Below are 12,837 nucleotides of genomic sequence, written 5' to 3'. Positions count from 1 at the left end.
TTGAAAACTATGCGAAAAATTACATTTGTTCTCCTTTTATGCCTAACTACCAATCTCTTTGCACAGGAATACTTTCTCAAGAAATACCAACCCTTTAATCAGGATATCCCCTCCCCTGAAGAATTCCTGGGGTATGGGATTGGCGAACGTCATACGCGCCACGATCTGATCGTTGCCTATTTTAAAAAACTGGCCGAGCTGTCTTCCCGCATTAGTTTCGCCGAATATGGGAAAACGCATGAAGGAAGAATTCTGAGTATACTCACTATCAGCACACCTGAAAACCTGGCTAACATCACTGAATTAAAGAGGCAACATCTGGCCTTTACGGACCCTTCCACCAATGCCTCTAATTATAACGACGTCCCAGTCTTTATAAATCTTGCGTACAATGTTCATGGCAATGAACCTTCCAGCTCAGAGGCTGCCCTTCTCACAGCATACACCTTTGCAGCTTCGGAGGCGGGGGAAATAATAAAATACCTTAACGAGTCCGTGATCTTTATCGACCCCACCATCAATCCTGATGGCAGGGATCGTCACACTCAGTGGGCGAATTCATACCAGGGTTCTCCATTAGTTGCTGATCCCCAGGACGCAGAACACGATGAATACTGGCCGGGAGGCAGGACGAATCATTACTGGTTCGACCTGAATCGGGATTGGCTACTGGCAATCAATCCGGAAAGCAGGGGGAAATTAACATGGTACCATCAGTGGTATCCCAATGTGGTTACCGATTTCCACGAAATGGGTTCGCAGAGTTCTTACTTTTTCGAACCGATGAAGGCCAATGGTTCTCTTAATCCTATCATGCCCAAAGAAAATTATGTAGACCTCAACAATATGTTCGGGGCTTATTTTGCGAAGGCCCTCGATAGCATAGGATCCCTTTATTTTACGAAGGAGGTATTTGATGGCACTTATCCCGGTTACGGTTCTTCCTATCCTGATTTGCAAGGAGGTTTAGGTCTTTTGTTTGAACAGGCAAGTTCCAGAGGGCACAAACAAACGACGGCCTTTGGAGAAATTACCTTCCCTTTTACCATTCGCAACCAATACACCTCAAGTATAACAACGGTTCGCGCCGCCGTGGAAAACAAAACCTATTTGCGCAAATATCAGCAGGATTTCTTTAAATCTGCCCTTTCCAGAGCTACTGCATCCAAAATTAAGGGCTATACCTTCGGGGATGATTATGATCAAAACCGCGTAAAAGCATTTATTGACAAATTGCTGCTTCACAAGGTAAAGGTATTTCAAAATGGGGATAAGTCTTTTTTTGTGCCTACCCGTCAACCCCAGTACCGCATGGTTCAGACGGTATTTGAAACCTATTCCAGGTACAGGGATAGCGTATTTTATGACGCTTCGGCCTGGTCGCTTGCCAATTTCTACAATATAGACTATAAGGTCGCCAGCAGGGAGACACAGGGAACACCGGTTACTGCTCTTGACCAGCTGTCAACGGTTACACCCGTAGGAAGGTCGGAGTATGCTTATCTGGTCGACTGGGACGATTATAATGCGCCGGCCGTATTACATCATTTGCAGTCGGAAGGCCTGGTGGTTTCTTCTTCTTTCAGATCATTTTCGTCTACAACGTATGCGGGAAATAAATCCTTCAATTATGGAACTTTACTGATCCCCGTAAAACTTCAGAAAAAAGATTCCGGGGAGGTCTTCAGAATATTGAGCGAAGCACAGCAAAAATATCAGGTACCCATGTATGCCGTTAATACTGGTTACAATCTTTCAGGGATCGACCTGGGGAGCAGGTTTGTAAGGCCGGTTACAAAACCCAAAGCGGCAATGCTCATAGGGGAAGGCGTCAGATCATACGAAGCCGGTGAAATCTGGCACCTCCTCGACACCCGTGTTCACATGCCCATTACCAAAATTCCTATCAGAAACTTCAGAAGGGTAAATCTCGATAAATACAACACTTTGGTGATGGTTTCAGGGTCCTACTCCTTCGATGACAAGGGCCTTGAAAAAATAAAAGAATGGGTAGAAAAAGGCAATACGCTGATCACGATTGGAACTGCCTCAAAGTGGGCAATTGATAAAAAACTGGTAAAAGAATCCCTTGTTTCAGAAGAAAAGGATTCCACGGCTGTAGCAGAGAGGAAACCCTACGGAGATGCCGGCGAAAATCTGGGGAAGGAAAGTGTTGGCGGAATAATAGTACAGACCAAATTAGACCTGACGCACCCACTGGGCTTCGGATACCGGAAGGCCTTACTGCCAGTTTATAAAAATAATACTGTGTGGCTTAAACCCAGTAAAAACGAATATTCCACTGTAGCTCAGTATACCGATAACCCTCTGATTGATGGGTTCATTACCGATAAGAACAGGGATAAGTTTTTAAAAAATTCAGCCTCTCTGATCGTTAGTCCAATCGGCGGTGGACGGGTGGTTATGTTTGCCGATAATCCCAATTTCAGAGGCTCCTGGTACGGAACCAACCGACTGTTTCTCAATGCCCTTTTCCTGGGTAATCATATTAATGTGCCTAAATAATCTCCAGATGAAGAAACTCTTCCTTTTAACAAGCTGCTTAGTAATCAGTTTTATATCCTTTGGACAGTCAACTCAGGGTGATGGTCCTTTTTCTCAACTTATTATCAGAGGTGTAACCCTGATCAACGGAAACGGAGCACCTCCAATAAGCCCGGTTGATATTGTGGTTGAAAATAATACTATCAAAAAAATTCAGGTGGTGGGTTATCCGGGGGTCGAGATCAGGGAATCGAGAAGACCACAGTTAGCGCCCGGCGGCCGTGAGCTGGATTGTTCAGGTATGTATTTAATGCCTGGCTTTGTAGATATGCATGGTCATATCGGAGGGAATTCTCAGGGAGCAGATCCTGACTATGTTTTTAAACTCTGGATGGGACACGGGATAACTACCATCCGGGAGCCCAGTGGCAGGGGAATTGATTTTACTTTGGATCTCAAAAGGAAAAGTGAAAGAAATGAGATAATTGCTCCGAGGATTTTTGCTTATACCGGATTCGGACAGGGAAGCAGCGAAGAAATCAGCACACCAGAAATGGCAAGGGAATGGGTCCGTAACAATGCAAAAAAAGGAGCGGATGGAATAAAGTTTTTTGGGGCACCTCCGGAGATCATGACTGCAGCTCTTGATGAAAACAGGAAACTCGGACTTCGATCAGCCTGCCATCATGCTCAACTTGATGTAGCCCGCTGGAACGTACTACAATCGGCTAGAGCAGGTCTCACCTCTATGGAACACTGGTACGGCCTGCCTGAAGCCTTATTCACCGACAGAACGGTACAGGATTATCCCTTAGACTACAATTACAACAATGAACAACACCGGTTTGAGGAAGCCGGGAGATTATGGCAACAGGCTGCACCTCCGTATTCCGAGCACTGGAATGAGGTTATGGACGAGTTGATATCGCTCGACTTTACCTTAGACCCCACTTTTAACATCTACGAGGCGAGCAGGGACTTACAGCGGGCGCGCAGAGCAGAATGGCATGAAGAATACACCCTTCCATCTCTCTGGGAATTTTATCAGCCCAGTAAAATATCGCATGGCTCCTACTGGCACTATTGGGGTACTGAGCAGGAAGTAGCCTGGAAGAAAAACTACAGCTTGTGGATGACTTTCGTCAATGAGTATAAAAATCGCGGAGGCAGGGTGACTACGGGATCAGATTCTGGTTTTATATTTCAACTCTACGGTTTTGCCTATGTCAGGGAACTGGAATTACTCCGCGAAGCGGGATTTCACCCTTTGGAAATCATCAGAAGTGCCACCCTTAATGGGGCAGAGGCCCTGGGGGTTAGTGATAAAATCGGAACTGTGACAGTAGGGAAATTAGCCGACTTTGTGATTGTGGCAGAAAACCCTTTAGTAAACATAAAAGTGCTTTACGGTACAGGGGCCATAAAACTAACCGAAGACAACGAGGTGGTTAGAGTTGGTGGTGTTCGCTATACAGTAAAGGATGGGATCATCTACGACGCGAAGGCACTCTTAGAGGACGTGAAACAGTTAGTGCGGGAGAAAAAACAAGCAGAAAACTACAAAATACTGCAACCGGGAGTAAAAGAATAAATAGAGTCATAGTGTGTTTATTTAAACGGTAAAGCGTTGTTTCTTAGTTTTAAATGCTAACTCGGATTTTATACGGGCATTTTTAAAACGATACAATCGTACTATTTTCTCAGTTTCAGCCTTTTTAATTTTCCTATTAAATAGAGAAAAAGCAGGCCGATTGACCAGAAGAGAATCCATTTGATGATTTTCAATTTTAGCATGATCCTGAGCAAAGATTCCTGTAGTGCATGACAATAGCAGGAAGAGGGTTAAAATAGCTTTCACGATTTGGGTGTTTCGTCTATTAAAATAACCACCCTTTTAGTTCTAGTTGGCCTGTAAATCGCTGAATTTCAGTATTTTTTCGGTATGTGGAAGAAAACCGGATCAAGGGTCATATTTCCTCGGTGAAGATTTCGAAAGCCATGAACAAGTAGTCTTTGAAATTGACATTTCATCGTAAAAAACGGAGGATGGGAAAAATTTATACCATTGTCATATTCGGTCAATAAAGTTGAAAAAATCAGTTTAATACATCGGCTCCCTATCCCGGAAAAGAAGACCGAAACCTTGTGATCTGCATTGTCCAATTTTGTATCTTTAGAGATACAGTGATTTTGATCCTACCAGATCAAATCAATCTTAAAATACTGCATCATGAAAAAACTCATCCTACCTGAAGTTTGCTTATTGCTTTTTAGTTTTACATCAGATATCATGAAGCGAACCGATGAAGATTTTCCGGAATAATTATTATGATCATGAAAAAGAATTTAATTAAAAAATCAATGTTAGACCTCCGGCATTACAGGAGGATTTTGCTCCTTGCTATTGTGCTGTCTGTCGGGATTCCTATCCAGAATTACGCCTTCCAGGATGTGATGGCACAAAATGAAGAATACACCTCCTACAAAGGTGAAATTGTCGATAGTGAAACCAACAAACCGCTCGTATTCGCAAGCCTTACTCTTGTTGGCACCAATATCAGTACGGTGACCAATACCGAGGGGGGATTTTTGCTGAAAGTTCCAGCAAATACAGAAAGTACTACCCTTGAAGTGAGCTTTTTGGGTTACAGGTCAAAGACAGTTCCCCTGTCTTCCCTAACTCAGGAGAAAAATCGAATAGGCCTCGATGTGCTGGTTACTGAATTACCTGAAGTAAATATAAGTGTCCCCAGAGAGGCAGTTAACCTGGTAAAAGAGACCCTGAGGAAAAAAGGAGAGAATTACCTGCAGGACCCCAGCGTCATGACTGCATTTTACAGGGAAACCATTAAAAAAAGAAGAAGGAACGTCTCCCTCTCAGAGGCTGTGGTCTCCATCTTTAAAACACCCTATACTTCAAGTCGAAGAGATGCAGTACAAATGTTCAAATCGCGAAAAAGCACCGACTACAGTAAGCTGGATACCCTGGTTCTGAAATTACAGGGAGGACCATTTAATGCCCTTTATGTGGATGTAATGAAATATCCGGAGTATATTTTTTCAGAAGAATCCATCGACGATTACGATTTCCGATTTGACCGTTCTACACGGATCAATGACAGGCTGATTTACGTGATCAGTTTTAATCAGAAGGATAATATCCTCGATCCATTATACCGTGGAGAATTGTTTATAGATGTAGAGAAGAAGGTGCTAACCAGTGCAATTTATTCTCTTAACATTACAGACAGGGACAAGGCCAGCAGACTTTTTGTACGAAAAAAGCCCAGAAATGCGGATGTCTATCCCGTGGAAGTAGCCTACAGGGTTGACTACAGGGAAAAAAACGGAAGGTGGTACTACGGCTACAGTAATGCCCTGCTCGAATTTAAAATAAATTGGGACAAAAAGTTGTTTAATTCGGTTTACAGCATGACCTGTGAGATGGCGGTCACTGATTGGGAAAAGAACTCTGACCTTTCTGAACCTAGGTATAGAGACCGACTCAAATCGACGATGATTCTGAGTGATGAGGCTTCAGGATTCTCAGATCCAGACTTCTGGGGAGAGTATAATATTATTGAACCTGAAAAGTCGATTGAATCTGCCATCAAAAAAATACAACGTCAGTTGAGAAAACAAGGATAGCACCATTACTAATCCCACACATATATTTTAAAAACCGTCCACCAGCCTGGGCGGTTTTGTTTTTATGGCGGTTGAATAAAACCGACCTAAAAATTCTCAGACTTATAAACAATTGTTTATAACTAAGGTTTATAAGATGTTGATTTTTAAACCCTTACTAAATTTGCTTTATCTAATGTTTATGTTATATTTACCTATGGTTTTGAGGGAAGCTCCTTGTGGGTAATATCTAAAACCATTATAGAGTTGACGTTCTTTATATTGTTGCTATGGGCATTTTCACGACCGGGAATTTCGATTTTCGGAAAAGAAAAACATACTAATTGAAGAAAGCCTCGGTTTTCAAAAATTAGAAGGATATGAACAAATCGAATGCGCAACCTCAGGGTTAGGTATCAGAGGAGAACATATCACCGCAACAAGAAGAGACAGGAATCGGGTCTTGGTTGAAAAATTAAGAACGAAGATTGTTTCAAACGTTGAAACAGCAGTGCCGTCATTCTTAGGAATGGTTTTTTGGTACTTCGGTGCCAAAAAAATGCAAGTTGTTTCTAGAAAGCCATGTCAATGTACCTGTACAATGATATGGCTTTTGTTTTTTTACACTCTGTTACTAATCTCCTTTAATTCCCGCCACTGATTAGGATTTAGACCTTTTTTCCCTACATAAATATTGTATATTTGCTGGCTCGAATACTAATCAATTCCTTACATGTCCAAAATTGTCTATACCCTTACTGATGAGGCTCCGGCCCTGGCAACTCAATCATTTCTACCAATAGTAAAAGCCTTTACCAAAACGGCCAATATGGAAGTTGTCACAAAGGATATTTCCCTGGCAGGAAGGATCATAGCTAATTTTCCGGAATTCCTGAAAGAAGAACAACGTATCTCAGACGACCTTGCCGTTCTGGGTGAAATGGCAAAAACGCCGGATGCCAATATTATTAAACTTCCAAACATCAGTGCATCTATTCCTCAATTGAAGGAAGCAATTGAAGAACTGAGAGAAAAGGGCTACCCGGTTCCGCTTTATCCGGATGAACCAAAATCAGAACAGGAAAGGAACATCAAAGCCCGGTATGACAAAATCAAAGGTAGTGCTGTAAATCCTGTCCTCAGGGAAGGAAATTCTGATAGAAGGGCTCCTAAACCCATTAAGAATTACGCCAAAAAGAATCCACATAGAATGGGACCCTGGTCGCCTGACTCCAAAACTCATGTGGCTACAATGTCTTCGGGAGATTTTAAATCGAATGAAAAATCCCTCACCCTGCCAAAGGATACCGTTCTTGCCATTGAATATATCGATGAGAAAGGCGAAAGATCGCTGCTCAAAGGTGACATCCTTGTGAAATCCGGGGAGATTATCGATGCCTCTGTACTCAGCAAAGACGCGCTACTTTCCTTTCTAAAGGAACAAGTGGCCGATGCCAAAAAGAGTGGAATTTTGTTTTCAGTGCATCTGAAAGCTACTATGATGAAGGTTTCCGACCCCATCATTTTCGGACATGTTATGGAAGTGTACTTCTCCAAAGTATTTAAAAAACACGCATCAACCTTTGCCAGGATGGGGATCAGTGCTAATGATGGCTTAGAGAGTTTGCTTGAAAAAATTCACCAATTACCCGAGAAGGAGCGCAAAGAAATTGAGCAGGAAATCACGGAATCTATTGAGGAAGGACCCCAGCTCGCCATGGTTAATTCTGATAAGGGTATAACAAATTTACACGTGCCCAGCGACGTGATTATCGATGCCTCCATGCCTGCCATGATCAGGACTTCCGGAAAGATGTACAATCAGAATGGAGAACTGCAGGATACTAAGGCGGTAATTCCGGACAGCAGTTATGCAGGTATTTACCAGGCAACCATAGAATTTTGCAAAACACACGGGGCTTTTGATCCACGTACTATGGGGACAGTTCCCAACGTAGGACTGATGGCCCAGAAAGCAGAAGAGTACGGCTCACATGACAAGACATTTGAGATCAGGGGAAATGGAATGGTCCGTGTTGTCGACACTTATTCCAAAGAAACCATACTCGAGCACAAAGTAAATACAGGGGATATCTGGAGAATGTGCCAGGTGAAAGATCTCCCTGTTCAGGACTGGATCAAACTGGCCGTTTCCCGCGCAAGGGCTACCCAGACTCCGGCCATTTTCTGGTTAGATAAGGACAGGGCACACGACAGGGAGCTGATTAAAAAAGTAGAACAGTACCTTCCCAAAGAAGATACGACAGGTCTTGATATCCAAATCCTATCTCCTGTTGAGGCAACCCGTGCAACACTGAAAAGACTTAAGGAAGGGAAGGATACAATTTCTGTTTCAGGAAACGTGCTGCGTGATTATCTGACCGACCTTTTTCCTATTCTCGAAGTGGGAACCAGTGCAAAGATGTTATCTATAGTTCCGCTGATGAAAGGAGGAGGCTTGTTTGAAACCGGAGCCGGTGGATCAGCACCAAAGCATGTGGAACAATTTCTGGAGGAAGGACATTTACGGTGGGACTCCCTGGGTGAATTCCTTGCCCTTGCTGTATCCCTGGATTTCTACAGTCAGAAAAACTCAAATCCCGAAGCCCATATTCTGGCCGAGGCACTTGATCAGGCTACTGAAGATTTTCTGAGCAACAACAGATCTCCCTCTCGCAAGGTTGGTGAATTGGATACCCGTGGAAGTCATTTCTACCTGGCCCTGTACTGGGCTCAGGCACTGGCTAAACAAAGTGAGAATCCAAAACTAAAGGATACCTTTAATCACATTTATCAGCAATTGAAAACACAGACTCCTGCAATTCTTAAAGAACTGGAGGACGCTCAGGGGAAAAAGCAGCAGATCGGTGGTTATTATAAACCCGACCCGGCCCTGCTAGAGAAAGCCATGAGGCCCAGCAATACTTTGAATACCATTCTAAAAGAACTGGGATAAACAGGATAAAAGTGACGGTCTGGCAATTTTATCCCTTACTATTCTGTTCCATGCACCTGAAATGTCCTAAACTTTATTATTTTTAGGAAAAATATACTATGCATTCGGTAAATCGGTTTCTCCCGATTTTCTTTTTCTTCATCTCTATTCTCGGCATCGCACAGAATCGCTATACAATCAGTGGTACTGTCACTGAGGCTTCCAGTAATGAGACCTTAATTGGTGTTACTATCGCGATCCCCTCTTTGAGAACAGGAGTTACAACCAATGAATACGGTTTCTACTCCCTAACCCTCTCGCAGGGCACCTATGAATTGCAAATCACCTATCTGGGATTTGAGGATATTGTTGAGACCGTAACTTTTGACCAAAACCGAAAAATGAACTTCCAGATGGCCGAAAAAGCTCAAATCCTGGAAGAAGTAGTAGTAACTGAAAACGTTGAAAAACTCAATATCAGCAAGCCTCAGATGAGTGTAAATACGCTTGCTGTACAGACCATAAAAAATATCCCTGTTGTGTTGGGGGAAGCCGATATTATCAAATCTTTACTTCTCCTACCCGGAGTAAGTAATGCGGGAGAAGGGGCCTCCGGCTTTAATGTGAGAGGAGGTGCAGCCGATCAGAACCTTATCCTCCTCGATGAAGCAACAATCTTTAACAGCTCTCATCTCTTTGGTTTCTTCTCCGTTTTCAATCCGGATGCCATTAAAGATGTTAAACTCTTCAAAGGGGCCATACCCTCCCGATACGGGGGAAGGGTTTCTTCGGTGCTTGAAATTTTTCAGAAAGAAGGAAACAGCAAGGAGTTTAAGATGAATGGCGGGATTGGTGTTGTGGCGAGCAGATTGCTCGCAGAAGGTCCTATTGTAAAGGACAAATCGGCTTTTCTCATTGGGGGAAGAGCATCCTATGCCCATCTTTTCCTCCCACTATTCGACGTGGATAATACCGCCTATTTCTACGATCTGAACACAAAATTAAATTATAAGCTCAACGCCAATAACAACCTGTTTCTTTCAGGTTATTTTGGCCGTGATGTCTTTGCCATCTCTGATAATTTCGAAAACATCTACGGTAACAGCGTTTTAAACCTCAGGTGGAACCACCTGTTTTCCGATAAGTTATTCAGTAATCTATCCCTGATCTATTCTGATTTCTACTACGGTCTGGAACTGGATTTTGTCGGATTTAAATGGAATTCCGGGATCAGAAATTTTAATTTAAAGTACGACCTGAAGCATTACCTCAGCGATACTTTCCAGGTGAATTACGGGATCAACAATATCTACTATACCTTCAATCCCGGCAAAATTGTTCCCAATAGTCCTGATTCCGGAATACTGGAAGAACAGCTGACAAAAAAATACGCCAATGAATTTGCCGCCTATGTAGATGTAGAACATTCGCTTTCCTCTGCGCTTAGTTTACAATATGGGCTGCGCTTAAGTCATTTTATCCGTTTTGGTCAGGATGAACTGAACGTATATGAAAATGACAACCCCGTGATCTTCGATCCTTTCCTGCTGGTTTATCAGGAAGCTACCCCTATCGGCACTATTACCCCGGGAAGAAGTGAGCAACTGGCCAGTTTTACCAATCTGGAACCAAGGATTGCTCTTGCTTATACCCTGAACCCGGAACAGTCTGTAAAAGCCAGTTATACGAGAATAACTCAATATTTACATCTGCTGTCGAACACCAGCTCCCCTACCCCTTTGGATGTCTGGACACCCAGCGGCCCGTTTGTTAAACCTCAGATCCTCGACCAGTATGCCCTGGGGTACTTCAGGACCCTTTCAGAGGGAGAATTCAGTCTGGAAACCGAGGTATTTTACAAAGACATCCAGAACAGGATCGACTATATTGACGGAGCAAATCTTATTGCAAATAATGCTATTGAGCAGGTCATCCTCAACGGACAGGCAAGAGCTTACGGTCTCGAACTGCTATTTCGGAAGAACGAAGGTCGTTTTAAGGGATGGGTAGCCTATACTTTATCGAGATCCGAACAACGCACCCCAGGGCGAACCCCTTCCTTTGATAATGGCAGGTCGAATCGGGAAACCGGAATCAATTTTTCAAATTGGTACAGCACCCCCTATGACAAAACCCATGACGTTTCCCTCTACGGCAGCTATGATCTGAATAAGAAATGGCGATTCAATACCAACTTTGTCTATCAGACCGGGCAACCGACAAATTATCCCGTGGGGCAGTTTCAGTTTGAGGGCCTTACCGTACCTTTTTATGGCTTGAGAAATGAGGAGCGACTGCCCGATTATCATCGCCTCGATATTTCAGCAACCTTAACCCCAAAAAAGAACGATAAACGCAAATTACAGGCCGAATGGGTATTCAGTATTTACAACGTCTATAGCAGAATGAATGCGGCGTCAATCAATTTCAGAAGAAACCAGGACACAGGAGTAAATGAGGCAGTTAGAACCTCAATATTCGGGATTGTACCTGCTGTAACCTATAATTTTAAATTCTAAGTAGTCTAATGAAACGCTTACTAGTTTTTTCCCTGATATTCACTTCCCTCTTATTGAGCTGCGAAGATGTGATAGACGTGGACCTTCCAGATCAGGACACCAGGCTTGTGGTAAACGGACTCATCAGGGTAGACGAAACTGAACCTTATGTTCCTGTAGAGGTCAGCTTATCCCTTTCCAGTAACTTTTTCGAGGAGAATGTGCCCACTTCAGCAGAAAGTGTTCTTATTACCTATGAGGAGATCGAAGACAATGTTGTTATAAATCAGGGGTCATCAACCCTGGCAGAGACAAGTCCCGGATCGGGGGTTTATGTACCTGATCCCAATTTCAGCTCAGACCAGAGAATACCCACCACAACCCTTGATCGGGATTACGTTTATACACTTTTCATCAGGCATCAGGGTCGACTATACCTGGCCCAGACGAAATACGTTCGTACTGTTCCTATTAATTCCGTCAGACAAGGAACCGGCACGCTGTTCGGAGATAATGAAACGGAAATCATCGTAAATTTTACAGATCAGCCCAATGTGGATAATTTTTATCTGTTCGACTTTGGTTTTGGGGAGTATCTGGTAACAGAAGATGAATTTTATCAAGGACAGGAATTTGAATTTTCTTTCTTTTACGAAGATAGTTTTGAGCCGGGAACGGTACTTGATATAAGTGTTATGGGATCTGATCAGACATTTTACAACTATATGGATCAGCTGATCGAACAAAGTGGTGATATTCAGGGTCCATTTCAAACTCCGGTGACCACAGTAAGGGGTAATGTTTTTGATGTCACAGATTTGGATAATATAGATGTACTGGATAATGTAGATCAGCCTGAGGTATTTCCCCTGGGTTATTTTGCCCTCGTACAGGAAGAAAAAGCTCAGGTAACCATCAATTGATACTTCCCACTTTTAGATTGATCTCTTCTCCTACTGTCCCTTAATTTGTAATTTAGTGCAATATGAAAAACAGCTCAGGTCGCAGGACGAATAAAGAATTGTTATTAAAAGGGGTTAAATATCTCGCCTATACTGTCGCTCTTATGTTTACTGCCCCTGTCGTACTCTACCAGGCTTTTAAGAATCAGGAACATCCCTGGTATCTCCCTGTCCTCATTGTGGGGGCTATCCTGGCGCTGGCCGCTATTGCCATGGGATTTTACAGTATAAAAACTGTGGTAGATGCTTTATTTGGTAAAGCATCACCCAAAGAGAATTAAGTAAGGGCAGACTATTGTCCGCTTAGGCA

8 protein-coding genes are annotated in these 12,837 nt (G+C 43.1%); 7 read left to right on the top strand and 1 reads right to left on the bottom strand.

Features of this window, described 5'->3' with window-relative positions:
• Positions 1-9 precede the first annotated feature (9 nt).
• Together AB8P51_RS03470 and AB8P51_RS03465 are read left to right on the top strand one after the other, a co-directional pair.
• Positions 10-2,526 carry a M14 family metallopeptidase gene (locus AB8P51_RS03470; RefSeq protein WP_369747366.1) on the top strand — a complete coding sequence of 839 codons (2,517 nt, stop codon included), beginning with the start codon at positions 10-12 and terminating at the stop codon, positions 2,524-2,526.
• Between the two features lie 7 nt (positions 2,527-2,533).
• Entirely contained in the window at positions 2,534-4,096 is a 1,563-nt protein-coding gene (locus tag AB8P51_RS03465) for an amidohydrolase family protein (RefSeq protein WP_369747365.1), read from the top strand.
• Between the two features lie 21 nt (positions 4,097-4,117).
• Here AB8P51_RS03465 and AB8P51_RS03460 read toward each other — a convergent pair whose 3' ends face one another.
• Positions 4,118-4,363 carry a hypothetical protein gene (locus tag AB8P51_RS03460; RefSeq protein WP_369747364.1) on the bottom strand — a complete coding sequence of 82 codons (246 nt, stop codon included), beginning with the start codon at positions 4,361-4,363 and terminating at the stop codon, positions 4,118-4,120.
• A 476-nt stretch (positions 4,364-4,839) separates the two neighbouring features.
• On the opposite strand from AB8P51_RS03460, the gene AB8P51_RS03455 reads away from it, so the two are divergent.
• The 5 genes from AB8P51_RS03455 (at position 4,840) to AB8P51_RS03435 (ending at position 12,808) form a co-directional block, all read left to right on the top strand.
• The gene (locus AB8P51_RS03455) at positions 4,840-6,153 is read left to right on the top strand and encodes a carboxypeptidase-like regulatory domain-containing protein (protein WP_369747363.1); all 1,314 of its coding nucleotides are present in this window, start codon (positions 4,840-4,842) and stop codon (positions 6,151-6,153) included.
• Between the two features lie 712 nt (positions 6,154-6,865).
• Entirely contained in the window at positions 6,866-9,088 is a 2,223-nt protein-coding gene (locus tag AB8P51_RS03450) for an NADP-dependent isocitrate dehydrogenase (RefSeq protein ID WP_369747362.1), read from the top strand.
• A 98-nt stretch (positions 9,089-9,186) separates the two neighbouring features.
• Positions 9,187-11,586: a carboxypeptidase-like regulatory domain-containing protein gene (locus AB8P51_RS03445; RefSeq protein ID WP_369747361.1), complete on the top strand. Its 2,400-nt coding sequence runs from the start codon at positions 9,187-9,189 to the stop codon at positions 11,584-11,586.
• Positions 11,587-11,594: 8 nt separating this feature from the next.
• The gene (locus AB8P51_RS03440) at positions 11,595-12,488 is read left to right on the top strand and encodes a DUF4249 family protein (RefSeq protein WP_369747360.1); all 894 of its coding nucleotides are present in this window, start codon (positions 11,595-11,597) and stop codon (positions 12,486-12,488) included.
• A gap of 62 nt (positions 12,489-12,550) precedes the next feature.
• Complete coding sequence (locus AB8P51_RS03435; protein ID WP_369747359.1) at positions 12,551-12,808, top strand: DUF6095 family protein; 258 nt, start codon at positions 12,551-12,553, stop codon at positions 12,806-12,808.
• Positions 12,809-12,837: the final 29 nt, after the last annotated feature.

The organism is Muriicola sp. SD30 (assembly GCF_041205185.1).
GTDB lineage: Bacteria > Bacteroidota > Bacteroidia > Flavobacteriales > Flavobacteriaceae > Muriicola.
This window is presented reverse-complemented; position numbering and strand designations above follow the sequence as displayed.

Excerpts from the sequence above, each read along its gene's own strand:
- AB8P51_RS03470 (WP_369747366.1), top strand. The coding sequence starts at position 10 with ATGCGAAAAATTACATTTGTTCTCCTTTTATGCCTAACTACCAATCTC.
- AB8P51_RS03465 (WP_369747365.1), top strand. The coding sequence starts at position 2,534 with ATGAAGAAACTCTTCCTTTTAACAAGCTGCTTAGTAATCAGTTTTATA.
- AB8P51_RS03455 (WP_369747363.1), top strand. The coding sequence starts at position 4,840 with ATGAAAAAGAATTTAATTAAAAAATCAATGTTAGACCTCCGGCATTAC.
- AB8P51_RS03450 (WP_369747362.1), top strand. The coding sequence starts at position 6,866 with ATGTCCAAAATTGTCTATACCCTTACTGATGAGGCTCCGGCCCTGGCA.
- AB8P51_RS03445 (WP_369747361.1), top strand. The coding sequence starts at position 9,187 with ATGCATTCGGTAAATCGGTTTCTCCCGATTTTCTTTTTCTTCATCTCT.
- AB8P51_RS03440 (WP_369747360.1), top strand. The coding sequence starts at position 11,595 with ATGAAACGCTTACTAGTTTTTTCCCTGATATTCACTTCCCTCTTATTG.
- AB8P51_RS03435 (WP_369747359.1), top strand. The coding sequence starts at position 12,551 with ATGAAAAACAGCTCAGGTCGCAGGACGAATAAAGAATTGTTATTAAAA.